Below are 24,792 nucleotides of genomic sequence, written 5' to 3' on the forward strand. Positions count from 1 at the left end.
AAATAGCCTCATACACTAACACTGTGCGCCATGAAAGCTAACAATTATGCCATGAAAGACTGGCACCTTGAACACGTTGAAAAAGTAATTGTTCGCTATGTCAAGGGCGTGTCCCCTGACGCTTCCTCTTTTGAAAAACGCAACTACAAGAAATACAGCACGGTCTCCAGCTGCGCCAAGCAGATAGAGTACGACATCAAGCACGGCGTGACGCACGAGGAGGTCATGGCAGTCGTGCGCAAGGTCCGCCACGACAAGTCGTTCAAGGACCTGCAAAAGAGCCCCGAGTCGCTCCAGCGCCTTGACGAGCTGGAACGGCAGATCTGCGCCCCGAAAAAAGTGGCGGCGTCGTTCTTCTGAACCTGAAATAAATAGTTATATTGGCGTTGTCGGGCAAGACTGGTGCCTGCATATGTCAGAGTACCGGTTCACCGACGGCAACCTTCTTGTCCTGTACGCAGTCCACAGGGGCAAGTCCCAAGACGGCGGGCTACCTGATTATGTACAAGAGCGCGTCAAGGTCAGCCTAGAGACGTACAACATGATAATGAAGTCGAGGCCGGACAGGCACAAGACGATGGTCATGATAGTCGGCGAGCCGGGCCCGTCAGAGAAGGTAAAAGAGATTCTGGTAAAGGGCGGGGTAAAACCGGAAATCATCGCCATCGATTCAGAATCCAAGAACATCGGGCAAACAATCGACTATATCCACAGCATGATAAGCAAAAAGCCAAACCCGCCTTTCATCTATTTCATAGCGTCTGTGTGGCTGCATGACACGTACAACACGACGGTCATTTCAAAGATGAAGGGTATCAAGACGCAGTTCTACGGCGCGCTTGACCACAGGCCGGTGCACGAGGTGGAGCAGGAAAAGACGTATGATGCCCCGAAAAAGGGCGGCGAGTACTACAAGCGCAAGCTGACAAACAAGGCAGTAGACGTTGTTTTGAATATAATTTTCCCCGACTAGCTACAATTGGCAGCAAAAGACTGTTTCCACATCGCTTAAATTCTGCAAATGTTTGAACATCGCACGGTTGTTACAGCATACACTGGCTCTGGCGTTCATTTTTGTTGTAATATCAGTAATCCCGTTGATCCCGTCAGCTTTTGCAACTAGCTATGAGCTGATGACGCCTTCCATTCCAAAAGCCATAACAATCGACAACTTGCCTGCGAGGGAGGGAATGGTAGGACAACAGTTAATGATAACGACCACTGTCCAAAGCAACCTGAATGAAGCGAGGCCCTACGCAGCCATAATCGAGATAAGGGATTCTGACGGAGTAACAATAGCATTGAGCTATCAAGAGGGAAATATGGATGCCCACGGTTTGACACCAATGGGAATGTCATGGATTCCGCAAAAAGCAGGCACATATCAATTTCGCACGTTTGTAGTAAGCGGCATACAAAATGCACAAGCCTATTCGCCCGTAGCATCTTCGGAAATCAAGATAAGCGAGCGTTGACACGTATAGCGCAAAATCCAAGTTTTGCAGACTGATAAGATTTAATACCCTTGCCACTTTCGCTAGTCCAAGTGCGGTCATCGTCTAGTTTGGTCTAGGACGCTGGCCTTCCAAGCGCGTTGCGCGCGGAGAAAGCCCGCGACCCGGGACCCGGTTTTTCAAAAGGAAATTGGGCGGGAATTCGAATCCCGGTGACCGCACCAAAATAATAATATTGTAATTTGTAGATTATTTGATCTTGCGAGTGATTTCTCTCCGTAATCCGATTTCAAGTTCGCAGAATTCCAGAGCCTTCCAATAGCTTGCAGGAAAACACCTACTGTCGCCGTTGCATCAAGATATCGTCAGGCGTCCTTGGCTTTCCATCCCTGAAGACGATTTTTGGCATGTTCCTCATTGAAAAAGAGGCGGCTGCAAGCAACACCGGCTCAAACTCTTTACCCAGATCCGTCAGCCCGTACTCTACCCTGATTGGAGAGTCTGACACGATCCTTCTCCTGACAATTCCGTGGCTTTGAAGCTCGCGCAAGCGTTCAGTGAGAACCTTTGGCGTTATGCCTTCTATATTTTCGAGAAAGCGGTTGAACTGCGTCGTGCCCCTGAGCAATTCCCTTATGATTAGAACGGTCCATCTTTTTCCTATAATTTTGAAGGTCGTTTCGATCGGGCAGGACTTGAGCTCTGGGAGGCTGTAAACAGCTTCTATCATTGAACATGTTCTATCGTTCATTGCCATTCACTTTCCATCCGGTAACCAGCTATGATTCTGGTTACGTGAGGCTTATAAACTATGCTTTTGATAGCAAGTATGTAAATGAAACTGCTTGACGGCTATTCAAAACAGACGCAATACAACAACACGACTTCCATCCTGATAGCGCTGCAAACGTGGAGGGTGGCAGGCATAGTTTTCCTGTGGGGCGTGGCCCAGGGAATCCTGAATCCTGCCTTTGGGATACCTGCGGGAATTGGAGACATCCTGATCGGGGTGACGGCGATCCCGTTTGCCTTCTTTCTCAGGAAAGGCTACAGCTGGTCAAAGTACGCCCTTATAGTCTGGAACGTGCTTGGCATTGCAGATCTGGCAATGGCAGTCAGCCTTGGCCTCCTTACGTCGCCGGATTTCGGAACTTCGACAATGACGACATTCCCCTGGGTTCTCGTTCCCACCGTTGCAGTGCCGGCAGCGCTAACGCTGCATGGGATCACGCTGTACCGTCTGAAACGCTGGACGCAGTTGCAATGACGAGCAAGTTGCAACATAAGGCAGATGGTTCGTGCAGGCAAGAGAGGCCATCGAACCTCCCCTACTTTTTTTCATGAAATCACGAGGAGTTAGGTTGCTCATGGACAAGAAAATCTTGTCCACGTTTAACACAAGGCAAAACTAACGTCAACTAACTGCGCAGGAAAAAGCGACGATCATGCCCCACAATTCAATTCAGGCGACCGCGCTTAGATCTCGTTGTCAAACGTCACAGGCACCAAGGTGAGAGTGGACTCGATCTGCGCAGTTCCGGCCGCCCTCCACGTTATCGCATCAGGGTTGTCCCTTATCTTGTTGTAAATGTCGGCAATCCTGTCGTCAAACTCTAGCACAAACTCGTCGTCCCGCAGGGGCACGGAATTTTGCGAGAATATCGCCGGCCTGCCGTTGAGCGGGACGTTCTCGTACGAGAGGGTATGCGAGCCCAGTGATTGCCCGTCGGCAAAGAGCTCATAGTCTATCCTGGAAGTGGTCGCCGTCTGGTCGGTCGGGTTTGTAACCGTGAACACGACCCTCATCTGCATATTCTCTGCGGTTGCCTCAAGGACGGTCACGTTTGACAACGCAACTGTCACCTCGTTGAGGCGGGGAGCGGTTGCGCCAAATATCAGCGGCAATAGAATGATGGTGGCGGCGACGGCAGCGATTGCGCCGATGAGCACTGCTCTTCTCGGGCCTATGAGCACGGGCTATGCTCTTTCTGGAGCGCATTAAAACCTTTCTTCGCCAAGCAGCATCGATAATATAGTGCAAGGGCGTGGCTCTGCTATTGGCTGTTGCTGACGGCCTTGTCACGTGGGTCCACCTAATCTGCGCGTCAATATGGGTTGGAGGCTCCATCTTTATCGCGGCAGTCGCGGTGCCGGTGCTAAGATCACACACCAAGTCGGTCGAGGAGCTTGTCGGCCTGATGGTCAAGCTTGGCAGGCAGTTCAACAAGGTGACCGTGCCGGCATTTGCGATCCTCATCGTGTCGGGGATATACAACGCAAGGGCGTTCATGTCAGAGCCCGGCGCGCTCCTCGATTCCACCTACGGCATCCTGCTCCTGATAAAGATAATCCTGGTGCTTGCGACCGTAGGCGCGTACGTCGTCCACGTGCGCATACTCAACGCGGACATGGAGCGCAGGATCCTGTCTGGAAACGCCGGCGCGCTGTACGTGCAGTCGGTGCGCTCCAAAATAATCCACCTTGGAAGGATAATAGTCATTTTGTCGATAGTGATACTGTTGCTTGCCGCGCTGCTGGACAGCGGCGGGCTCTAGGCACTGTTGCCTTGTATTGTTATCACGAATTCCTCTCCCTTGCCCGGCGACTGGACGATGTCGTACTTGCAGCCCGCCACCTGCCGGGCGACCTGCAGGTTCGTCCGCAGGTGCTCCGTGACTCGGGACGTCCTGTATTTTGATATGCCCTTTGCAAGGCACATGGGCAGGACGAGCATGTCGGCAAGGAAAGGGTCGACTGCGGCCCCGGCAAGCGTGCTTTCCAGGTACCTTGCCGCAGCCTCCTGCCCCACCTGCTCGGCACGCTTGCCCACCTCGCCTATAGAGTCGCCCCCGACAAAGGGCCCGCCAAAATCAGACGCCGAGTACACCAGCATGGACGTGCCCGGCGACGGCGCAGTCTCAAACGACGCGGTATAGTTTGTGCATTTTATCCCGCTCTTTTCAAGCGACAGCAGCGCGGCCGAGATCTGCCTCTCGGCCACGTGCTTTGGAAGCTGGCTGCAGACGCTTGTTATCCGGGGCGCAACCGCCCTGCCGTTCAAGAGTTCCACGGGCGCCGGCTTGCTGCACGGCTCTATAGTGGCTTTTACGATGCCGCCGCCCTTTGGGTAGTAGCCCCTCTTCAGGACGTCCAGCGAGAATTTTATCCCTGCGCTCCTGTACGCCTCTGACACCACGTAGCGCATATAGTCAGTGGTCGGGCTTGCCCTGACGTCGGTGCCGCCTGTTATCTCGATTTCAAGGCCGTTTCCAGACAGCGAGACTGCGGGGATGGCCGCCATAAGCGTGAGCGATATGCTCCCGGCGGTGCCAATGTCCACCCTGCGCGGGCCGCCGGCGAACCTGCCGCCGGCAGAGGGCGAAAAGCGCACCCACTCGGCCCCGACCTGCAGGTTTTCCACCCTGGCTCCAAAGAGGTCTGCGACCACCTTTACAGCGGCAAGGTGCGAAGGGCGCAGACCGGGGTTTTCCCTCTTGGCCCGGATGTCCGTCACCTCGACCGGCGTGCCAGTCACTGCAGAAAGCGAGATCGCGGTGCGCAGTATCTGGCCGCCGCCCTCGCCCTGCGACCCGTCGATCTTTATAGGCTCCATGTCGATATGATTTTTTTCCTGCCTGCTCATATTTCTTGGTTGTTGAAAAACAACATGTGTTCAAGCTGCCGGCAAGCAAAACTCCTTTAGGATTTCGTGCCGAGCTGTCCCGGTGAGATGGTCAGGATATCGTTCATGGTGGCGCACGAGCAGGTAAATTCAAGGGACCTGCTGAAAGACGTGGCGCTGATGGAGGAAAACGGACTTGAGCGGTGCTGGTCAAGCGACCACTACATGCCGTGGTGGCACACAGGCGCGTCCGGCGGCGCGACGTGGCCTTGGCTTGGCGCGGCCCTTGCCCGCACAGACGACATACAGGTGGGCACGTCCGTCACTGCCCCTATCCTGCGCTACAACCCGGCGATCGTCGCGCAGGTGTTTGCCACCCTTGACAGCATGTTTCCCGGCAGGACGTTTCTCACGGTCGGGACAGGCGAGTCGCTCAACGAGGTCCCCACTGGCAACCCTTGGCCGCCGTACCCGGAGAGGCTCGGGAGGCTCAAGGAGGCCATGCATATAATCAAGAGGCTGGGGAGCGAGGACTGGGTGGATTTTGAAGGCACGTATTATACCATGAAAAAGTCAAACCTGTACACCAAGCCGGAAACAAAAATACCGCTCTACGTGGCGGCGCTTGGCAGCCAGTCGGCCGAGCTTGCAGGGTCAGAGGGCGACGGGCTTGTGACAAACGAGCTGAATCCTAACCTGATAAAGGAGCGGCTGCTCCCCGCGTTTGAGCGCGGGGCAAGGCAGGCCGGCAAGGACCCCGACTCGATGCTAAAGGCGGTGCTGATGCCCGCCTCGTACGACGAGGACAGGCAAAAGGCGCTAGAGGCTATAGGCTACTGGAAGGGCGCCGCGATAAAGGCGTTTTTCGACGTGAACTATCCTGACCCCCGCGACATCGAGGAAAACGGGCAGGCAGTCGGAAACGACACGCTGGAAAAGACGATGCTCGTGATATCAAGCGCGGAGGAAGGGATAAAGAAATTGCAAAAGTATGCCGACCTCGGCTTTACCGACATCATCCTGGTGAATTCAAGCCCGGACAGGGCCAGGTTCATCGAGCTGGTGGCAGGGCAGATAGCCCCCGCGTTTGAGGGTGCTGCCGGCGAGCCCGTGACCACTACAGAAGCGTAGTGAAAAAATGACTTTACATAGCACATTTAAACAACCTAATTGCGAGATGCAATATTCATGTTGTCGAGGACCCTAGTCACATAGTCTGCTGTATTTTCGAGTCATTTTCATATGGTTAAAAGACTTAAAGTAGGTCTAGGTGCATATCTAGACAACATTGAACGGGGCAGGTTTAGCCAGCAGCTGTGGATGAGTTCGTATGAGGCATGCGTGGCAAGGGCTATTTAAGAAGTTGTAAGATATGGATCGGACGTACGGTAGGTTTATAACATAACGCAGAAATATTGTCTCTGCGAATTAGACATAGGTTCTGGAAATATGGAGAAGAAAGTCGACAATAAATCAAAGGTGGGAAATATACCTATTGCGACTTTGAAGGAAATAGTAGACAATACTGTAAAGCAGAACCCAAAGGTATTCGAAAGGCTAGCCGAGATCTAGAGCTTGCATGAAATAACTGCGACCGACCTAGAAAACCTACACGACATTGTACTTAAGAAATTCAATATTACACCCGGGGTAAAAGATAGGGGTCTGCTTGATGCAATTGCAAACCGGCCAAGCCAGGTAGTATACGATCGAGAGTCGTTTCCTGATCTACCTGAAAGCCGCAAGCATAATGGAAGCCATAATTCGATGGCATCCTTTCACAGATGGAAACAAAAGAACGGCTCTGGTAGCGGTCAGTGCTTATTTAGCTATCAATGGATACCTGTTAATCGTACCCCTAAGCGCAGTCAGATATACTGTCAATATTGCCAAGGAGCAGAGAACCGACGCAAATTCAAATGCAAAACTTGTCAAATCCATCGCCAAATGGATAAAGAAACACTCTGCACCAAAAGAGGATAGTAACGAGATACAAAGGATCTTCAACAAGCGGGTAAAAAACAGTATCAGTTTCTTTACTATGCGGCTCGTTCAGTGATTCTAAAGAAGATCATACAGTATCAGGTAGAAAATTGGCTGGCCATTGACATCTATCCAGAATATGCGAAGGAAACCGATGATATTGTAGAATTTCTAAGAGAACTGCTCACCTATGAAATCTTCAAGAATAAACAAGGATAGATTCCTAGCAGGGAACGGAAAATAGGAAAACAGACAAACAGACCGATTTTCCCATTTTTCCTGTCTGCTGTCTGACTGCCTCCTTATTGGTTTTCAAGTCCTCTTTTTAAGAGGCTTGAAACCAGATGATGGCGCGAACGAACGCACAAAATAAGAGTTCTTGTACGTTCGTTCGCGTTCGATTACACCCATGGAAGCCTCCCGGCCCAATGTAAGGCCACAATAAGGATAACCTCAAGGACAAGTTCGATGCCCTTTCTGGTCGCTTCTGAAGTCCGTTCATCGGTGGTCAGTCTGGTCACCAAGACCGCAAAGGCCTCGGCTACGATGCTTGTCAGGATTTCGGTTATGTCCGACATCCCTAGAAAATTGCAGGGGTCAGCCGGAACATGGAGGGCCTTGACATCGGTAGCCAGCGATGCCGATTGTTATATTGCGACTACCTATTGTCTTCCGAGCTAAAGCGGCGACTTCCCAATTGTCTTTAAATTAGCGCCCGCACAAGGGAGGGGTGCCGTGACCACCGGCCTCTTTGTCGGCAGGTTCCAGCCCTTCCACATGGGACACCTTGCCACTGTCAAGTTTGCGCTGAAATCCGTAGACGACCTTGTCATAGTGGTCGGCAGCGCGCAAAAGAGCCACGAGCAGAGAAACCCGTTTACCGCCGGCGAGCGCATCGCCATGATAAGGGCGGCTCTAAAGGCCGACAAGGACGTCGACGTATGCAGGATAATGACCATACCCGTCCCCGACGTCGACGTTCATTCGCTCTGGACGCGGCAGGTCGACATGCTAGTTCCGGCATATGACGTCGTGTTTGCAAACGACCCGTTCACGCTCCTTTTGTTCAGGGAAAGAGGCGTCAAGACGGTAGAGCCCCCGCTGCAGGAGCGCAGCAAGTGGATGGCAACCGAGGTCAGGCGCAGGATGGCAGAGGGCGAAAAGTGGCAGGAACTGGTGCCGGCGCCGGTTGCCAGGGCCATAAAGCAGATAGACGGCGTGGAAAGAGTCAGGGCGATAGCACAGCACGATCACGTACATGGCGGCCATCACGACCACCATCATAATCATCATCATCACCACCACCACTAGAAAGTATATGACTAGCTAGTGCGAAGATATATACGCACATACGCAAATTGTTGGGCAAATCATCAGGAGTGCAACAAAACAAGCCAATCGCAGAGGAGCTCTGGTACGCGGACCTGGCCAAGCTGTCAAATGACGAGCTCATGCGCATGTACACCATGATAAAGGACGGCAGGTACGAGTTTGCCAAGAACGCGTGGTACATCCCCATCGGTGGAGACCAGCGCTGCCCGATAATGGTTGCAAAGGGGTTCCGCTCGCCGGACACGCTTGCCAAGATGGCCGAGTTCCAGAACACTGCAAAGGCCCTTGAAGAAGAGTACCGCAACTTTATCGACGCGTGGGACTTTGGCTTCATCACGACAAAGGACATCGAGCGCGCCGTGCTCAAGATCCTCGAAGAGCGCAACATCGAGATCGCCGAGCGCTCCCAATGATGATAAACGTGACACGAAAGCCAGGGATATCCGCAGCCGTTACAAAAATTGGCCCACCTAGCCCTAGATTCGTGGTCAACAGGCTATTATAATTGCCAGGCATATCATTTTGATAATTTGAGCACTACTGCAACAACAGCAGAAATACAGGAAGTAGTGGACAAGTTTAACACACTTGATAACGCGTTAAAGACGGTGTTTCCAAAAGTAGATCCGCGGATGGTGGTAGGATTGATCATTCGTGAAAAAACAGAAAAGAGGCCGATCTATACCCTGGAGACAGTCATCAAACCCGGCCAAAAGATAGATTCCATCAGGAACGATATACTGAACGTGACAGGCATGGCACCCGGCTTCTATCTTCAAAACACCAAGATCATTGTAACACATGCGCTGGATCTAGAACTCTTGAAGAGGATAAATGACCTTGATTACGTGGTATCGATCAAGGGCAGCCCGTACGGCGCCGGCGGATCTTCAGACTTTTGACGGTTATGACTTTGCAGGCTACCGGCAAGACGGGAAAAAATCTAATTATTAAATTAATATAGCCACCAGGAGGATTCTCAAAATATATTGTCAAGCGGCTCGTACAGGGGAGCAGGCGCAGACCTGCTGTCAAGGCACGGCGTCACTGCCGGCGACACCGTCTCGATATCGACTGACGACGGCGAGACGATGGCAGGCGTCATCATGCCGCGCTACGAGTCGGCAAGCGACAGCTACATCGTGATAAAGCTGAAAAGCGGATACAACACCGGGATTGAAGTATCCAAGATAAAGACAATAAAAAAGATTGCAGGCGCGACGACTGCAAGCGAAGCGGCGGCGCAATCAGGCCAGCCGCTCAGGCAGCAGGATGACAACGCCCTTCCTAAAATCGCGCTCATCAGCACCGGCGGGACGATAGCAAGCAAGATCGACTACAGGACGGGAGGCGTCAAGGCGGCGCTATCGGCGTCAGAGCTGTACGCGTCCGTGCCCGAGCTTGCCAGCATCGCCTCCGTGGATCCAGAGGTGCTCATGAGCGAGTACAGCGAAAACATAAACCCGGGGCACTGGACAGTGATGGCAGACAAGATTGCTGAAAAAGTCCGGTCCGGCAAGTACGACGGCATAATAGTTTCGCACGGCACCGACACGATGCACTACACCGCGTCGGCGCTCAGCTTTGCCCTGCAGGGCCTGCCAATCCCGGTGGTACTAGTCGGCGCGCAGAGGTCGTCGGACAGGCCGTCGTCGGACGCTGCCCTGAACCTGATTGGCGCCACCACCTTTGCGGCAAAGGCCCCGGTTGCAGGCGTGTTTGTGGCAATGCACGCAGGCACCTCCGACGACGTTGTAGCCGTTCACGTCGGGACGCGCGTTAGAAAGAACCACACGAGCAGGCGCGACGCGTTCGAGTCGATAGACGTGACGCCTGTCGCGCTCGTAAAGGACGGCAAGGTAGAGATGCAACAGCAAAGCGGAATCGACCTTGCAGCAAGGGGCAAAAACGAGCTAAAGCTGCAGTCATCGTTTGACAGCAGGGTGGCGCTGGTGAAATACCATCCCGGCTTTGACCCCACGATGGTCTACTGGCTGCTTTCCAAGGGATGCGGGGCAATAGTGTTTGAGGGCACGGGCCTTGGCCACGTCAACAAGAACCTGTTTGGAGTCCTGAAAGAAGCAGCGGAAAAGGGCGTGCACATGTTCATGACGTCGCAGTGCATCTGGGGCAGGGTCAGCATGACAGTCTACGATACGGGCCGCGACCTGCTCAACATCGGCGTCGTCCCGCTCTCTGACATGATATCCGAAACAGCAGTCGTCAAGGCGATGTGGGCCCTTGCCAACGCGCAGGACCCAGAGAAAACAATGCAGGAAAACCTTGCCGGCGAGATGTCATCGGCTATCCCAATTTAGTAGTAGCAGGCAAGGCTTAATACGTGCACAGGGCAATTTTTCATGCAGTGACGATGACAATACCGGACCCGGCGTCAATCGACATGAAGGTAGGATTTGAGATCCACCAGCAGCTGGCGACAAAGAGCAAGCTGTTCTGCAACTGCTCCTGCAAAGAGGCAGAGACCTACGGCCGCACGTTTACGCGCAGGCTCAGGCCGACGCAAAGCGAGCTTGGCGCCTACGATCCTGCGGCGATGTTTGAATTTTCCAAGATGCGCTTGGCAGAGTACCACGCCGCTGCAGGCACTAGCTGCCTCGTAGAGGCAGACGAGGAGCCGCCGCACAAAGTAAACCCCGAGGCGCTAGAGACGGCGCTCGTGTTTGCGCTTGCGCTGCACTCCCGCGTCATGGACGAGGTCCACGTCATGCGCAAAATAGTGATCGACGGCTCTAACACCAGCGGCTTTCAGCGCACCATGCTTGTCGCTTCCGGCGGCTACCTTGATGTTGCAGGAAAAAAGGTCGGCGTGCAGAGCATCTGCCTCGAAGAGGACGCGTCCAAGGTGCTTGGCGACGACGGCAACAACAAGCAGGTCAGAAAGTACGGCCTTGACAGGCTTGGAGTCCCGCTCGTTGAAATCGCGCTAGAACCTGTCACGGGCAAGCCCGATGAAATAATGCAGGTGGCACTCACGCTTGGAAGGCTCCTTCGCGCAAGCAAGCGAGTCGCGCGCGGGCTTGGCAGCATCAGGCAGGACGTCAACGTCTCGATCCTCGGGGGCGCGGTAGTGGAGGTAAAGGGCGTCCAGCAGCTGGACCAGCTGATAAAGGTAATAGAGCACGAGGCGACCAGGCAGCACGGGCTTGTTCTCGTCGCTGAAAAGCTCAGGGAAAACAAGATTTCAAAAGACGGAATAGGCGACAGGGTTGAAGATGTTACAGACCTTTTGAAAAAGTCGCAGTCAAAGGTGGTGAAAAAGATCTTTGAGGGCACAAAGCCGGTTTTCCGCGCAATCCGCGTCAGGGGCTTTGCAGGCATGATAGGGTACGAGCCGTACCCCGGCATCAGGCTTGGAAAGGAGCTGGGCGAGCTCGTGCGCTTTTATGACCTTGGAGGCGTATTCCACTCTGACGAGCTTCCAAACTATGGCATCACAAAGGAGGAGGTCGAGTATGTCAGGTCAAAGCTGGACCTTGGCAGCAGCGACGCGTTTGTGATCGTAGGCGGCCCGGAAGAAAAGGTGGCCTTTGCCGCCGACGCGATAATCCGCAGGCTGAAAGCCGCGCTTGAAGGCGTCCCGGCAGAGACGAGGGCGGCAACTCTGGACGGCAGGACGGTGTTCAGCAGGCCACGTCCTGGCGCTGCAAGGATGTACCCAGAGACGGACATACCCACGATTCCAGTCACTGGCAAGACGCTTGACGCGCTTGCAGGCAAGGTCCCAAGGCCGTGGGACGAGGTAGTCGATGCAATAGCCAAGAAGCACAACATGAACAAAAAGCTGGCAAGCCAAATCTTTGACTCGGATTACCTCGCGATATTTGAGGAAATTGTCGCAAACACAAAGGTGCAGCCGACGTTTGTCGCGTCGAAACTGACAGAGGACATCACCAGCCTGCAGAGGCAGGGCCTTGACCCGGCCGCGCTGACTGACCCGATAATAGCAGAGGTGTTTGCAAAACTTGACGCAGGCGCAATAGCAAAAGAGTCGGTGATACTCATCTTTGAAAAGCTGATGAAAAAGGAGGCAGGCACTGTCGACGACGCGGTAAAGGCGCTTGGCGTTTCATCCATAAGCGACGACGAGCTTGCCGCCGCGCTTGACAAGGTCATAAGCGACAACATGGCGCAGGTAAAGGAAAAGGGGATGGGCGCGCTTTCGATGCTCATGGGAAGGAGCATGGCTGTCCTTCGCGGCAAAGCCGACGGGCAAAAGATAAACGCGATGCTAAAGGAAAAGCTGGACAAGATGGTCGGCAGTAGCAAAAAATGAGCCACAGGCCAAAGCCGGTAAGGGACCACTACACCGAGTCGCTTGCAGTAAATTCCAAGAACCTTGGCAGGCAGCTGTCGGCCGAGTCGGTCCCAAGGGAAGAGATCCAGAGGATACTTGACTCCATCTCCCGCCTGTACCTTGCCGAGACTGAAAAAATTGTGCGCGAATGCGAAAAGGACATGATGGCCCTTGAAAGGGTGCCAAACCCGCTAAGGCTTTTCGTGGACTCGATAGCGCAGGTCAAATCTGCTGTTTCACCTGCTGCCTCTGAATTAATGAAGAGGTACGTGTCGGCGTGGGAAGACTGGATGTAGCTACTGTATCTAGTGCACTGTTCAATCTTCTGGAGCTCGTTAGCGATATTGAGTATGAAATTTTGCTAAACATCTTGAAGGATGGACAGTACAAAAACTTTCTTCTTTAACCTACCAGATCCATGATGGCAATCTAGAGGCCAAGAGAAGTGAACAAATGGCTTCAAGCATTGTCAAAAAAGAAAACGAAGCGGTGGCCTCAAGGCCACAGCGTCAATCCGTTTGAGATAGTCGTGCTGCTTCCATCTTTGTACCAGTGTATTTCTCCGCTAGGAACCGTGGCGTCATTCTGTTTGTACTTGGCGTTCACATTTGTATATGGGTCACCGCCAATTTGAACGCCATATGTTCCTGTGGCATTTGTATAGCAGGTCACCCACGCATAGCTCGATGTTGTGCAAGTGTTCCCACCTGTTGTGGATATGGCAGTGTTCGAAGCTAGCGAAGAACCTTGAGCCCATATGTCAAACTGCTGGATTTTCCAGTTCTGAGTTACAGCGCTTCCGCTCTCCATCCCGAATTGGAAGAACTTGAATGTTGGTGTCGTACTGCACGGTATTGTTATGGAGTGTGACTGGGTGCCCATCTTGAACGTCCTGCTTGGATCGTTTAGACCCAGTGCTACCGGGTCATATGTTGCGAGGGGGGGGCCGATACAACAGCTCCGTTATTTTGTAGCCTCTCGGCATAAAAGTTAAGAATATTTCCACTCCAAAACATGTTCACATATGCGTATCTTACATCAGTGGGAGCTGTTCCGTTGTGGCCTATTATTGAAAGTGAGCCGGTGGCCGGACACACCCAACATTTGGTCAAGAACCAAACGTTTATGCCCTGTCTGATATTTTGTCATCAGTCTTGAGGTCGGCAGCTGTTTGGTAGATCCAGCCTGTGGGATCCGTGGATGACGAGGAAACAAATCCTGCAGCGCTGATAATTGATGCCAGAAAAGAGGATCGACTGGACGCTGCGCTTAGAGTGGTTGTCTTCATTTGAAACCCGTTTTTCGCGGATGGTGCTCCTGAGATATAGCCTGCATCATAGGGCTGAGCGAAGGCAAGTGGCAGTGCAATGCTGCTTATCAGCATAGTGCCTACAACTACCCCAACAGTCATCATCATTGCTCTTGATATTGCTATTGTCATTTTATTTTATTACCTCCAGTACCACCGAGTTATTTTCAATGTATACAGTGTCAGCATTTCCTGCGTCGTCTGTTGCAGTGATTATTATTGGCAAGTCTATTGTTTCTCCAACCATTTCATCCGGAAATGTCTTTGGTACAGTTAGTGTCACATGAGCTGTAGAACTTGCACCTGGATTCACCTTTACATGCGCGTTTGCATCATTGGTAGCGACCAAAGTGCCTAAGTCTATGCTGCCAGGGATCAACTTGCCTGTCAGTGATGCTTGCTGGCGTTCCTCTTCTGCAGTAGTTGCCGCCAATGAAGCTGGATACAGGATATAGCCGTTTGGAGCTGAAATCTTCACATCTACATACGATGATGGGTTGCTTCCGGCTATGTGTTTGATGATGATCGGCGTTGACACACTTTCACCCCTAGCAACCTTGACGATGTCTGTTGGCCTTTCCATGACTACTGCTGCTCTTCCACCCTCTGCCAAGAAACTATCTCTATCAGGCGACTTGTATGACACGGCGAGCGGCTTGTTGTTGGCGTCTGCTGGCTGCTCAATCAACGCCTCTGCTCGGACTTTAGAGTTGTTTCCAAGGGAGATAATTGCAAAATTAGCAATAGCAGCGACAAATGTCACAGCAATAGCTGCAACAATTGTTACTGTACTCCTTTTCAGCACACTTTTCACCGTCCTTTTTAGGTGACGAAATTATATAAAATTTCTACATAAGGACACTATGGCTAAAAGTATCTATATCCAGTAATTGCCATCTTCGCAATGTAGCAAGTGACAAGATAATTATGCTTGCTTGTTGAAGAGACAGGACTACAGATGTTTAAAGGTAGTTGATTATGACTAAGAATCCTTGCTACGGATTAGCGATGGCAAACTAGAGTATCCGCCAAGGCTCACCAACCGAAAATTAACAATCGATTCCAACAACGGAAGATTCAACGGAACTCCAATATCGAACAACATAGTAGCCAGAAACGTTCTTTAGATTGGCACAAGCCCTAGGCTCTTGCAGTGGCGGAAGCAGCAGGAGGAAGGGGAGGGAGGTTTGCAGACGAAAAGGCCGATTTCAACCCGCGCACGTGGCTGACAAGATACCGCAGGAACTCTGTCGGCTATCTCGTCAAGATGCTCCTGTTCTACCACGGAATTGGGGTCGGTCTGCTTGTCGCCGGGACGCTAATACTGGAGCAGATCATCCCCGGCTACCAGGAGCCCGACATCCCCCGCTCGCTCATCGGCGTTCTTGCGGCAGGCCCGCTGGAAGAAACCGTATTTTTCGGCGTGCCGTTCTACGTATTCAACAGCTCGCACGCAGTCATAGTCACGGGCGCGATGTGGGCGGCCCTCCACATATTCAACACCCCAAACATCGAGCTTGCAAGCCTTGCGTTTGGCAACTGGCTGTTTGTAATCCCGTCGCTTTTCTTCAGCCTGAGGACGTGGGCGAGCGGCAAGGGCTGGTTCTCCGTGGCAGTCCATTCTGCGTGGAACGGCGTGTTTTTTGCGGCAGGGTGCTGGGGCGGAGACATCAACTGCACCACGCTGGAGCCCGACCCGTTCACGAACTTCCTCATGGCAGGGCTTTCTGCCGCGCTACTGGCCGGCACGTACGTGCTGTACAGGTGGCGCAGAAAAAGAGAAGAAACTGCCGCTGCCGGCCGAATTCAATAAATATGCGGCGGCAAGTGTTAAAACGAAATGAGCCAGCCTGAAACCGTCAGCGTTTCTGTCACCGTAGGCGACGTCAAGGTGCAGTTCTCCGGCACCGCAGACTCGGTGATGGCCTCCGTGTTTAACTTTCTCTCAAAGCAGGTGCCCTCGATGGACCTTGCAAAGAGGATTTCACTCAACTACGAAGCGACCGAGTTGATAGGCAGGTACGCGCACCTCGTGAAAATAACGCCAGAGGGGCCCCGCGTGATACCCGACTCTTCTGATACAAAACTGTCGGACAAGGACATGGTGGCGCTCCAGCTTGTGTCTGCAAGGATAGCAAAAGACACGGGAAAGGTGCAGGACGACGCCATGCAGGTGTCGGAAATCCAGTCGGCGACGGCTTTGAACCCCAAGTCCATCAGCTCCAGGATATCAGAGATGGCAAAGGCCGGCTACGTGGCGCGCGACGAAAAAGAGCCGGGCAAGTACAGGATAACCACCGCAGGGATCCACTGGCTCAACTCGATAGTTGAAAAGAAGGTCAGCCGTTCGTAGCAGTAGCAACATCGCCTGGCGGCCTTTTCTGGATGTAGCGGTAGTTGCGCATGGTGCCGTTTCTTGTCATGATGTTTTCCCGCACCATGTCTGTAAGCGAGTGCGACACTGCAGTCCTGTCATAATTGTAGCCGCGCCTTGACAGCTCCTCGTGCACGTCGCCAAGCGACTTTTCGCTTGCAAAGTACCCCTCAACCCACAGCGTTTCAAGGAGGCCCCGGCATGTCATGCCGCCTTTTGCAGCAGCCTTGGCGTCATTAGCGATAGCAGAAGGAGGGCGCATGTCAATAATCGGCCTTGACTTTAGCGCCTCGATTTCGCGGCGCAGCTCGTCAATCTGGCTCCGGATAGCAGGGTCGACTATCTTGGCCGAATCGAGGCTTGACAGGACAGTCTCGACTACCTGCTTGACCTTGCTCTCAAGGCACGTGATTTCCACTTCCCACTCGCCGTGTTTCAGCTTTATCTTGACCTCGTCCGGCTGGCGGGTCGCCTCGCTCACAGTCAATCCGTTTGCAGAGCTATTGATAAACGTGTTGCTGGCCATATTGTTCATGTTGCGCAATATTAATATAATTGTGCCCGCATTTATTGTTGACCAACATGGCCACGCAATTAAATCCGCCTGCAAGCATCAGCCTCGGCGACTTTGGAATCATGGAATCGGTGAGCAAGTGCCTCACGCCCAAACTTGACGAATTGAGAGGGAAAAAGATCCTCTTTAGTTCCGACGACAAGACCCTCGTGCCCGCTGAAGGGTGGGGCGCAAGGCCTTCCAGCTATTGCGCAACAACAATAACCACGTTCCGGCCCATCCGCGAGAGCACGATGGTTGCCGCCATCGATTCAAGCAGCATCAAGCTGGCCGAGACGGAGGAGGGCGCGCTGTACGCGATAAAGTGCGGCGTCGCGATGGCCTACGGCGGGGCGGCGCTGATGCACTTCAAGCTGGGCCCGATGCTGTTCTACCTGAGCGAGAGCACGGTGTTTGACTCCGAGCTTGACGACAGGCTGGCAAGGCTGGTGCTTGCCGACAGCGACGTCGCCCGGCGCCTAGTGCGGGTCAGGGCCGAGCGTGCAATACAGCACGAGCTGTCGTCCCATCTGCGCAACTCTATAATCCTGGTGGACGGGTCGCTTCGCACGTCGGTGTTTGAGGACCGGAACCGCAGCATGGCAAAGATCGCGGAAAATTGCGTGCTCCACAAGAACCTCATCGTAGGCATCAGCAAGAACACGAAACTAAAGATACTTGAAAGGGCTGGAGCGCCCCTTGCCAAGGTGCCCGGGCCGGCGTACATCGAAGTAGACGTCATCATAAAGAGCCTGGTACGGGGCTCCATCGGCAGCAACCTGATGGCAAAACTCGACAAGAGCACGCCTGTTTTGAGGGTTGACGTGGTGGGCGACAGGGACCAGGCGCTCGGCAGGCTTTTAGGCAACGATCCTGTTGCGTGCGGCTACCCCGAGACTCTCCGGCTTGCACACCACATCTCTACCTTTACAAACACGGAGGTGACGTGCCTGCGCAGCCACGTGCTCAACAGCTATGACGTGACCGAGCTTGCCGCCGACGACATCAGGCACACGCTCCTGGGGTCGATAATGGTATGAAGATCCTCTCAAAGAACGGCAACGAGCTGTTGCTGCTTGCTATGAAGGACGACAGCGCGGCAAAGGGCGACTATTTGCTCATCGAGGACAGGGGGAGGAGCATGGTGGTGCAGGTTTATGATGAAGAGTACCTGTCATCGCAGGCGCTAGTCGAGGACATTGTCAAAGAAGAGGTCGTGAACGCGACAAGCGCGGAAAACCTGCACGACCCGCTCAACATCGGCTCGCTCTCGCGTCTAGTCAGGGACGCAAGGATATTCAAGGCCAAGATAAGGGCCGCAGTTGCCGACGGCAGGCTGGCAAGCGACGTGACATGGCTCCCTTCCAGGGTGGAGTCGCGAATCCGCAGGCTAAAGACAAAGGAGCTTGACGCGCTCCTCGGCAGGTCCGGCGTCTACCCCATACCGCTTGGGCGAGCCGGCGACAACGAGGATTTTGAGATATTTGCAGAGGACCTCGACGGCAAGCTGACGATTATAACGGGCAAGAAAGAGTCTGGCAAGTCGCACCTGTCAAAACTGCTGGTAAAGACGCTTGTGCAGCACGGCGCCTTTGTCGTGGTGTTTGACCTCAATAACGAGTACAGCGGCCTGCGGTGGAACCGCGACGGCACGCCCTCGCAGGTGCACGACAGGGTGATGGTTCTTGAGCCCGGAAAGGGCCTGCAGTTTTCGCTTGACTATTGCGGAAAGGGCGCGGTGGCAGGCATGCTGAAAAACGCGCTTGACATGCCGGCCGCTTCGATGCGCGAGTTTTTCAGGATATGGGACTGGCTTGAGAACAAGCGCACGCTCGGCATCGAGGCGATTGGCAACGCCATCAACACGTGGAACATCAACGAGCTCGTGCGCGACGCGCTGGTGTCAAGGTATCATTCAATACAGCAGTCGCGCCTGTTCACGGATAATGGCAGCGCGGGCTTTTACTTTGAGCAAGCCATGAAGCCAGGCGGCGCCGCGATGGTGATAAACATGGGCGAGTCGTCGGCGACTGCGCGCAGGATGACGGTAGAGCTCGTGCTGAGCAAGATCGTCGACCTGCTTGAGAGAAAGGCGATCCCGCCGATATTTCTCTTTGCGGAGGAGGCGCACCTGTACATCCGCGACACGTACTGGGAGGACCTCATCACGCGCATGAGGCACTTTGGCGTGTACACGACGTTTGTCACGAACCAGCCCGACGCGATAAACGACGGAATATACAGGCAGGTGGACAACATTTTCCTGTTCAATTTCACGAACGACTCTGACCTTGACAAGATAGCCAAGGTGTCCCTGGCAGACAGCGACACGATACGGTCCATCGTGCGGACGCTGCCTCAGAGGCAGTGCCTTGCCATCGGCAAGGCGGTGTGCGACCTGCCGGTGGTGGTCAAGGTGGCGGCTGCCGAGGTGCTTGCCCTTGGAGAGACGAAAAGGTTCTTCAAGAAAAAAGCAGCTAGCTAGACCATGCCGGACTGGCTGCGCTTTTTGGAGCCAATGTCGACTGCCTCGCCCACGGACGAGATGAATATCTTGCCGTCGCCTGCCGAGCCCGTGCTTGCGGAATCGAGTATCGCCTTGACGACCTTGTCGACGTCCCCGTCGTCAACAACGGTGATGACGTTAGCTCTAACAGAGAACTCGGCAAGATGCGCAGAGGTTCCCCTGCCGCCTGCCACCCTGGGCTTTTCACCCTTGCCTCTCCCCTTTGCGTCGAGAATCGTAGCGCCGCCCACCCCCGCCTTCTTGAGCGCCTCGTTTACGGCGCTGACCTTTTCGCTGGCGATAATTGCCTCTATACGCTTCATGGCACGTTCTAAAGGAGGTTACAATATAAGGTTTTCAAACAATTATTCATGGCAGGTTCAAAATTACCTGCAAGCGCGCATGCAATGCAAATATCATAAAATTTGCAAAAATAATATCGCAATTAGCAGCCGTTGCGGCGGGCCCAGTCCTGGCTTGAGAACTCGCTCGTGCCGCACTGCCTCTTGTCGATCTGCACAAGCTTGCTGTCCAAGAGCTCCTGGTTGAGGTTGTGAGACGAGCAGTACGCCACCCCGACAAGGTTGTTCTTGCCGCTTGCCTTCTGGCCGTCGTCCTTGTCGACAAGCACGCTGCTTCCAAAGCACAGGTCGCGGGTGTAAGAGGAGGCCTTGTCGTAGTTCTTGTCGTTCCTTGCAGGCGCCTTTGTAAGCGAGAGGTCGACCTTGTATGTGTCCTTGCCCACCTGGACGTAAATGGTGTCAGGGTCGGCTATCCTCACGACCGTCCCCTCGACGCATGTGCCCGAACATTTCATGCCTGAACTGTTGGCCTGCCCACTGTTGTTGCTGCCGCCGGGCGCAGGGGTGCTGGCAGGCTTGACCGCAGGCGAGTTTGAGGCGCCCTGTGTCTGCTCCTTGAACTCCCACTTGCTCCCGCCGTCAGGCAAGCGCTGCCATGTTCGCGAGTCGTTGCTTCTGTCCACAAGCGAGGGCGTCTTGTCCACTACCCGGCCAGATCCGTCAACCAGTGAGAGGGATTCGGCGCTGTTGTAGAACCTTCCGCCGCTTATCGCAAGGACGTAGAACTGGCCGGCACCTATCTTGGTTCCTGCAGGTATCTCTATGATAGCCTTGGTAAAGGAAGCCTTGATCTTGAAATTGCCTATCGAAACTTCGCTTGAGGCAGGGTTGTATAGCTCGACCCACTCACCCTTGTCGTCGCTGCCCTTGGGGTTTGACTCTACTTCGTTAATGACGACTTTTGCAGCTGCAGCAGAAGAAGGAGACGAAGACTGAGCGTATACGCTAGCAACACCAAGGCCAATGCTGCCAACCCCACTGACAGCCACAAGGCCAGCCAACAACACAGCTACGAGGCCGGATTTACTACTAGACATTTAGGTACGCGTGCTACCTTTTTCCATTCAGTGCACTATATTAACACTTATGAATACTGTCTCTATGTCCGGTAAAGTTTTCTATTTGCATAGGCGCGCTTTAGCCTGCTCAGGCCAAATGCAAGGAGCGTCACCGCCGCAATTGCTATCACTGCCTGGATGGCGGAAATGACTATCCTCGGGCTTTCTTTCATGGCGACTTCAAGCGGGGCCACGGCAAGCACGAGAAACGCCGAGACTGCAAGCACCATGACCCACATTGCCATGATAAAGAGTTCAAGCCCCATGCGCCTTATCTCACGACCACCATAAAGTAGTACTGGATTGCAATCGTGGCAAACGCAAGGAGCGCCGAGAACATCGAGAGCCAGAATATCTTTTGCGCCACCTCCTTCTCTGAAAGCGGGCCGTCTGCAAGGATGAGGCGCACAAGCGTCGCAGGGGCCGCCCTGTCGGAAGAGGCGGCAAGCTTGTAATCGTCAAGGAGCGCCACCGGCCGGGCCTTTACCTGCCGGTGCTCCACTATGCGCTTGACGCTTGACAGGAACAGAAACGAGTTGACGACTGCCGGCAAAAGAGCGACGACGCCTATTATCTCGGCCCTGCCGGCTATGGCCAGCGCGCCGTACATGGCGCCAAGGAGGAGCGTCCCCGAGTCGCCGGGGAATATCTTGCTCGGGTACTTGTGGAACTTGAAGAATGCAAGCGATGCAAAGAGCAGCGGTAGCCCCGCAAGGAACACGTCGGTGCTCCCGAAAATCGCGATTGCCCCAAGGAGCGGCACAGTGGCTATTGCCACAAAGCCGCTTGCAACGCCGTTCAGGACGTCGATGGAGTTGACCGTGTTGCCGGCAATCGGCATTATGACGAGTATCAGAGGGATGTACAGAAGCGGTATGAACACGCTTCCAAAAACAAGGTTCAGGCTGCTTGCGTGCGCGCCTAGCACGATTATGGGAACTGCGGCCGCAAGGAGCGCCGCAGGCTTGAACCAGCCGGGCATGACCTTCTTGTCGTCGACATAGCCCACGGCAAACGCTATCGCGGTCGCGGCAAGGACGGCAAGGACTGCATAGTTCATCGTGACTGCAAAGAGCACGAGCTCTGCCGCAGCGATGCCTGCCATCAGCACCGGCCCGGCAGGGCGCGGCACGAGAGGCTTGCCGGGCTTGTGGTAGTCCTGCACTACGCTCCCCCTTGCCACAAGCGACCTTATCGCAAAAGGCATCATGAAATAGACCGCAAGGAAGGATATCGCAGACACTATTGCGGCGTACGCAAGCGCCTCATAGCCTGTAGCAGCAGTCACTGCGCTTGTCTCCTTGCAAGCTGCGCTTTTATCTTTTCGGCAACAGCAGGCCCGATCTTTGGTACGGACGCCAGTTTTGCCTGCGGCGCCTTGGCCACCTTTGGCACGTCAGTAAAGCCGGCGGCATAAAGCGCCCTTGCGCGCACCCGGCCCACCCCTTCAAGGGCGACAAGCGGGATCAGCTCCTCCTTTATGCCGTAGCGTATGCGCGTCCGGAGCGCGTACAGCTCGGAGAGCATGTCCTCGCGCCCGAGGAGCTTGGCCACCTCGTAGAGCGAATAGGCAAGCCACTCGCCGGTCTCGACCATCCTGTGCATGTCGCCCGGCTCGACCCCCATCCTGTCGCCAAGCGTCCTGTCGCCTGCCTCCTCCATCCATTCGGCAAGCGCCCAGAAGCTTCGCGAGCAGTCGTACTCGCTCATGTCGTACAAGAGTTCGTCGCGCCTTTCCTGCAAGAGCAGGCTCACTTCGTCAGGGTCCTTTTTGCGAAGCGCAAGTTTCGGGTAAAAGTCAGGGCTTTGCGTGACAAGGTGCAAAAAGCCAAGCGTGTGCCTGCGCCTGCCCTTTTCCACCCTGTTCAGCGCGTCGCGGAAATCCACCGCAGTCTGCGGGTCAATGTATAACAAAGACGTGCGCTTGCCAAACTCGGTGGCGACATAGCGCTCGTTTCTTGCCTTGACAAGCTCTTCAGATTCCAGGTACTCTAGCGCCGACTCGACCTTGAACTGGACCGTGGCGCTCCTGTACTGCCTGGCAAAGAGCGTGCTTGCAAACACTTCCATTATCTCGGGCTTTTTCATGCCAGGGACGGACGCTATCGTCGAGAGGAGGTGGAACCTTATCGCCCTGTCGCCGGCCAGCTGCGACCGCAGAGGCTCCGGCGTGCCAAGGACGTAATGGTCATAGATTTCCTCGCCGCTTGTTGCTGTTGTTGATTCAGCAACGATGATGGCCTCGCCAGAAGTGTCGTACTTGGGCCTTCCGGCCCTGCCGCACAGCTGCTTGTACTCCATGACGCTTATCGGCACGTTTCCCCCGTACTCCCCGTCGTAGCGAAGGATGCTTGCCACCACCACCCTTCGCGCAGGCAGGTTCACGCCTGCCGCAAGCGTCGGAGTCGCCGTCAGCAGTTTCACGACGCCTGCCTTGAACGACTCTTCAACTATCTTGCGGCTTGAAGGCGCAAGGCCGGCGTGGTGGAACGCGACCCCTTTTCCCACGAGCTGGGCAAGTGTCCGCGTGAGCTCGGCATCGTCGCCCTTGTCGAGGATTTCTGCCGCCGCTTTTGCGGCAAGCTCTTTGGCGCCCTTGTCAAGGCGCCTGTACACGCCCTCTGCGGCTTTTGCCGCAAGCGACGACGCCCTCTTTCTCGTTTCTGCAAATATCAGGGCCTGCCCGCCGTTGTCAAGTGAGTCGATTGCAAGGTCCACCGGCGCCGACGTTCCGGCCTGCACCCGGAAGGTCCGGCCGTCTCCCATGCGCACGCTGCCGTACTCGTAGACGCCCTCGACAAGCTTTGTCGGGCGCCAGCTGCTTTCCACCAGCGCGCAGGCAAGCCAGTCGGATATTTCGTCCGCGTTTGACACGGTGGCGGAAAGCGCGACTATTTGCGCGTCCGGGTACAGCTTGCGTATCCTTGTAAGCATCATCTCAAGCGTGGGCCCGCGCTCCCTGTCACCGATGAGGTGGACCTCGTCGGCTACAAACAGCCCCACCTCGCCAAGCCACTCCACTCCGTGCCTAAAGAGCGTGTCCATCTTTTCGTTTGTAAGCACGATAACGTCTGCAAAAGCAAGCTCTTTGCCGGACGAGTCATAGTCGCCGGTAGCCACCATCACCTTTGGCTGCCTGCCAAGGCCGAGGTCTATCCCTTCAAGTGCCTTCAGGTCGGACGCCTTTTCGCTTGCAAGGGCCCGCAGGGGCGTCAGGTAGACTGCCTTTTTGCCCTTTTGCAGCGTTTTTGCGATGGCCATCATTGCGACGAGCGTCTTGCCGCTTGCCGTCGGCGTCGTGACAAGCACGCTCTTTCCGTCAAGGATGCCTGCGGCCATCGCCTTTTCCTGCGGCGGGTACAGCGATTCGTAGCCGAGGCTGCCAAGGATGGCCTTTACAGTGTCAGGCATTGTCTGCATATGCGCGGCTTACGTGTTATATCGTGCCGTGTTTTATTTTAACTGTCGCAGCTCTCCTGAAAGCCACTTTATGTAATTTCGTTCTACCTTGCGCACCTCGATCGCCCGCTCGCACAGAGCCTTTGCCTGCACCCTGTTGTGCAGCCAGCGCTCGCGGCGCCAGTGGCGCAGGAGGTAGTACGGCTGATCGTCGAGCATTTCAGCGGGCAGGCGTGCCATTGCCCATATGTCGCAAGCTTTTTCGCCGTGCGGAACACCGTTGCATCCCTGCAAAAGGTGTGTCAGCTCGTGCGCAATAGTCATGCGCCCGACGTTTGGCTGGAGCGAAATTTGCTTTGGGATTGCCCAGCCCCGCGCCGTGCCCAAGAGCCGCGTCCCCCTGCGGATATAGCCGCATTTTACCTCATGTTCTGCAAGCTCGGGAAACAATGCATAGACTTTCAGCACCCGCTCCTTGAACTCGCCGGAAAATTTTGCCTCTGCAATCCGGGTGAACCTGAGCAA

Annotated in this window: 31 protein-coding genes and 1 tRNA gene; 18 read left to right on the forward strand and 14 right to left on the reverse strand. The window is 54.4% G+C overall.

The features are described from left to right. Positions 1-30: 30 nt before the first annotated feature. The 4 genes from NVIE_RS06335 (at position 31) to NVIE_RS15035 (ending at position 1,678) form a co-directional block, all read left to right on the forward strand. On the forward strand, positions 31-360 hold the full coding sequence (locus tag NVIE_RS06335; protein WP_075054527.1) for a hypothetical protein: 330 nt from the start codon (positions 31-33) through the stop codon (positions 358-360). A gap of 52 nt (positions 361-412) precedes the next feature. Next, positions 413-973 (forward strand): hypothetical protein, encoded by a 561-nt coding sequence (locus tag NVIE_RS06340; protein ID WP_075054528.1) that lies wholly within the window; start codon positions 413-415, stop codon positions 971-973. A gap of 67 nt (positions 974-1,040) precedes the next feature. Then, the gene (locus NVIE_RS06345; protein WP_144239541.1) at positions 1,041-1,475 is read left to right on the forward strand and encodes a hypothetical protein; all 435 of its coding nucleotides are present in this window, start codon (positions 1,041-1,043) and stop codon (positions 1,473-1,475) included. 73 nt (positions 1,476-1,548) lie between these two features. Continuing rightward, a tRNA-Gly gene (locus NVIE_RS15035) sits at positions 1,549-1,678 on the forward strand. Positions 1,679-1,791: 113 nt separating this feature from the next. Here the strand turns inward: NVIE_RS15035 and NVIE_RS06350 are convergent. Beyond that, positions 1,792-2,205 (reverse strand): winged helix-turn-helix transcriptional regulator, encoded by a 414-nt coding sequence (locus NVIE_RS06350; RefSeq protein ID WP_158435119.1) that lies wholly within the window; start codon positions 2,203-2,205, stop codon positions 1,792-1,794. Positions 2,206-2,289: 84 nt separating this feature from the next. Between NVIE_RS06350 and NVIE_RS06355 the strand changes: the two genes are divergently transcribed. Continuing rightward, on the forward strand, positions 2,290-2,721 hold the full coding sequence (locus tag NVIE_RS06355) for a hypothetical protein (RefSeq protein WP_075054531.1): 432 nt from the start codon (positions 2,290-2,292) through the stop codon (positions 2,719-2,721). 209 nt (positions 2,722-2,930) lie between these two features. On the opposite strand, the gene NVIE_RS06360 is transcribed toward NVIE_RS06355, so the two are convergent. Further along, a complete protein-coding gene (locus NVIE_RS06360) occupies positions 2,931-3,428 on the reverse strand; it encodes a hypothetical protein (RefSeq protein WP_075054532.1) in 498 nt (165 codons plus the stop codon). Between the two features lie 83 nt (positions 3,429-3,511). Here NVIE_RS06360 and NVIE_RS06365 point away from each other — a divergent pair, with 83 nt between their 5' ends. Next, positions 3,512-4,009: a CopD family protein gene (locus NVIE_RS06365; RefSeq protein ID WP_084790666.1), complete on the forward strand. Its 498-nt coding sequence runs from the start codon at positions 3,512-3,514 to the stop codon at positions 4,007-4,009. On the opposite strand, the gene rtcA is transcribed toward NVIE_RS06365, so the two are convergent. After that, positions 4,006-5,067, reverse strand: coding sequence for an RNA 3'-terminal phosphate cyclase (rtcA, locus tag NVIE_RS06370; protein WP_075056040.1), 1,062 nt, complete (start codon positions 5,065-5,067; stop codon positions 4,006-4,008). The two genes, NVIE_RS06365 and rtcA, sit on opposite strands and share 4 nt — an antisense overlap. A gap of 117 nt (positions 5,068-5,184) precedes the next feature. On the opposite strand from rtcA, the gene NVIE_RS06375 reads away from it, so the two are divergent. Further along, the gene (locus NVIE_RS06375; protein ID WP_075054533.1) at positions 5,185-6,207 is read left to right on the forward strand and encodes a TIGR03557 family F420-dependent LLM class oxidoreductase; all 1,023 of its coding nucleotides are present in this window, start codon (positions 5,185-5,187) and stop codon (positions 6,205-6,207) included. A 601-nt stretch (positions 6,208-6,808) separates the two neighbouring features. Further along, positions 6,809-7,135, forward strand: a complete 327-nt coding sequence (locus tag NVIE_RS16285) for a type II toxin-antitoxin system death-on-curing family toxin (protein ID WP_227717543.1) — start codon at positions 6,809-6,811, stop codon at positions 7,133-7,135. A gap of 325 nt (positions 7,136-7,460) precedes the next feature. Here the strand turns inward: NVIE_RS16285 and NVIE_RS15340 are convergent, their stop codons facing one another. Continuing rightward, a complete protein-coding gene (locus NVIE_RS15340; protein ID WP_158435120.1) occupies positions 7,461-7,637 on the reverse strand; it encodes a hypothetical protein in 177 nt (58 codons plus the stop codon). A 157-nt stretch (positions 7,638-7,794) separates the two neighbouring features. On the opposite strand from NVIE_RS15340, the gene NVIE_RS06385 reads away from it, so the two are divergent. From NVIE_RS06385 to NVIE_RS06410, 6 genes are all read left to right on the forward strand, one after another. Further along, the gene (locus NVIE_RS06385) at positions 7,795-8,370 is read left to right on the forward strand and encodes a nicotinamide-nucleotide adenylyltransferase (protein ID WP_227717507.1); all 576 of its coding nucleotides are present in this window, start codon (positions 7,795-7,797) and stop codon (positions 8,368-8,370) included. 50 nt (positions 8,371-8,420) lie between these two features. Then, positions 8,421-8,804 (forward strand): hypothetical protein, encoded by a 384-nt coding sequence (locus NVIE_RS06390; RefSeq protein WP_075054535.1) that lies wholly within the window; start codon positions 8,421-8,423, stop codon positions 8,802-8,804. 117 nt (positions 8,805-8,921) lie between these two features. Then, on the forward strand, positions 8,922-9,293 hold the full coding sequence (locus tag NVIE_RS06395; protein ID WP_075054536.1) for a hypothetical protein: 372 nt from the start codon (positions 8,922-8,924) through the stop codon (positions 9,291-9,293). 87 nt (positions 9,294-9,380) lie between these two features. Further along, positions 9,381-10,709: a Glu-tRNA(Gln) amidotransferase subunit GatD gene (gatD, locus tag NVIE_RS06400; protein ID WP_227717508.1), complete on the forward strand. Its 1,329-nt coding sequence runs from the start codon at positions 9,381-9,383 to the stop codon at positions 10,707-10,709. Positions 10,710-10,762: 53 nt separating this feature from the next. Further along, positions 10,763-12,685, forward strand: coding sequence for a Glu-tRNA(Gln) amidotransferase subunit GatE (gene gatE / locus NVIE_RS06405; RefSeq protein ID WP_075056042.1), 1,923 nt, complete (start codon positions 10,763-10,765; stop codon positions 12,683-12,685). Next, a complete protein-coding gene (locus tag NVIE_RS06410) occupies positions 12,682-13,002 on the forward strand; it encodes a hypothetical protein (protein WP_075054538.1) in 321 nt (106 codons plus the stop codon). The genes gatE and NVIE_RS06410 overlap by 4 nt, the downstream gene beginning before the upstream one ends. A gap of 199 nt (positions 13,003-13,201) precedes the next feature. Here NVIE_RS06410 and NVIE_RS15345 read toward each other — a convergent pair whose 3' ends face one another. From NVIE_RS15345 to NVIE_RS06420, 3 genes are all read right to left on the reverse strand, one after another. Beyond that, entirely contained in the window at positions 13,202-13,588 is a 387-nt protein-coding gene (locus NVIE_RS15345; protein WP_158435121.1) for a hypothetical protein, read from the reverse strand. Positions 13,589-13,829: 241 nt separating this feature from the next. Continuing rightward, entirely contained in the window at positions 13,830-14,147 is a 318-nt protein-coding gene (locus NVIE_RS06415) for a hypothetical protein (protein WP_144239542.1), read from the reverse strand. 1 nt (position 14,148) lies between these two features. Continuing rightward, positions 14,149-14,829: a hypothetical protein gene (locus tag NVIE_RS06420; RefSeq protein ID WP_144239543.1), complete on the reverse strand. Its 681-nt coding sequence runs from the start codon at positions 14,827-14,829 to the stop codon at positions 14,149-14,151. A 339-nt stretch (positions 14,830-15,168) separates the two neighbouring features. Here NVIE_RS06420 and NVIE_RS06425 point away from each other — a divergent pair, with 339 nt between their 5' ends. Further along, complete coding sequence (locus tag NVIE_RS06425; protein WP_075054541.1) at positions 15,169-15,828, forward strand: CPBP family intramembrane glutamic endopeptidase; 660 nt, start codon at positions 15,169-15,171, stop codon at positions 15,826-15,828. 27 nt (positions 15,829-15,855) lie between these two features. Continuing rightward, a complete protein-coding gene (locus NVIE_RS06430) occupies positions 15,856-16,368 on the forward strand; it encodes a helix-turn-helix domain-containing protein (RefSeq protein WP_075054542.1) in 513 nt (170 codons plus the stop codon). Here NVIE_RS06430 and NVIE_RS06435 read toward each other — a convergent pair. Beyond that, positions 16,355-16,924 carry a hypothetical protein gene (locus tag NVIE_RS06435; RefSeq protein WP_144239544.1) on the reverse strand — a complete coding sequence of 190 codons (570 nt, stop codon included), beginning with the start codon at positions 16,922-16,924 and terminating at the stop codon, positions 16,355-16,357. The genes NVIE_RS06430 and NVIE_RS06435 overlap by 14 nt on opposite strands. 47 nt (positions 16,925-16,971) lie before the next feature. Between NVIE_RS06435 and NVIE_RS06440 the strand changes: the two genes are divergently transcribed. Together NVIE_RS06440 and NVIE_RS06445 are read left to right on the forward strand one after the other, a co-directional pair. Next, a complete protein-coding gene (locus NVIE_RS06440; RefSeq protein ID WP_227717544.1) occupies positions 16,972-17,982 on the forward strand; it encodes a DNA double-strand break repair nuclease NurA in 1,011 nt (336 codons plus the stop codon). Then, the gene (locus NVIE_RS06445) at positions 17,979-19,427 is read left to right on the forward strand and encodes an ATP-binding protein (protein ID WP_075054545.1); all 1,449 of its coding nucleotides are present in this window, start codon (positions 17,979-17,981) and stop codon (positions 19,425-19,427) included. Before NVIE_RS06440 ends, NVIE_RS06445 begins: the two co-directional genes overlap by 4 nt. On the opposite strand, the gene NVIE_RS06450 is transcribed toward NVIE_RS06445, so the two are convergent. The 6 genes from NVIE_RS06450 to NVIE_RS06475 all read right to left on the reverse strand — a co-directional run bounded on the left by NVIE_RS06450 (position 19,424) and on the right by NVIE_RS06475 (position 24,792). Next, complete coding sequence (locus tag NVIE_RS06450) at positions 19,424-19,771, reverse strand: P-II family nitrogen regulator (protein ID WP_075054546.1); 348 nt, start codon at positions 19,769-19,771, stop codon at positions 19,424-19,426. The genes NVIE_RS06445 and NVIE_RS06450 overlap by 4 nt on opposite strands. A gap of 122 nt (positions 19,772-19,893) precedes the next feature. Further along, positions 19,894-20,847: a lamin tail domain-containing protein gene (locus NVIE_RS06455; RefSeq protein ID WP_084790668.1), complete on the reverse strand. Its 954-nt coding sequence runs from the start codon at positions 20,845-20,847 to the stop codon at positions 19,894-19,896. Positions 20,848-20,909: 62 nt separating this feature from the next. After that, positions 20,910-21,134: a hypothetical protein gene (locus tag NVIE_RS06460; protein ID WP_144239545.1), complete on the reverse strand. Its 225-nt coding sequence runs from the start codon at positions 21,132-21,134 to the stop codon at positions 20,910-20,912. Between the two features lie 5 nt (positions 21,135-21,139). Continuing rightward, positions 21,140-22,156 (reverse strand): MraY family glycosyltransferase, encoded by a 1,017-nt coding sequence (locus tag NVIE_RS06465; RefSeq protein ID WP_227717509.1) that lies wholly within the window; start codon positions 22,154-22,156, stop codon positions 21,140-21,142. Next, positions 22,153-24,288 carry a DEAD/DEAH box helicase gene (locus NVIE_RS06470; RefSeq protein ID WP_075054549.1) on the reverse strand — a complete coding sequence of 712 codons (2,136 nt, stop codon included), beginning with the start codon at positions 24,286-24,288 and terminating at the stop codon, positions 22,153-22,155. Before NVIE_RS06470 ends, NVIE_RS06465 begins: the two co-directional genes overlap by 4 nt. 33 nt (positions 24,289-24,321) lie before the next feature. Next, positions 24,322-24,792, reverse strand: coding sequence for a hypothetical protein (locus NVIE_RS06475; RefSeq protein WP_075054550.1), 471 nt, complete (start codon positions 24,790-24,792; stop codon positions 24,322-24,324).

The organism is Nitrososphaera viennensis EN76 (assembly GCF_000698785.1).
In the GTDB taxonomy this organism is placed as follows: domain Archaea; phylum Thermoproteota; class Nitrososphaeria; order Nitrososphaerales; family Nitrososphaeraceae; genus Nitrososphaera; species Nitrososphaera viennensis.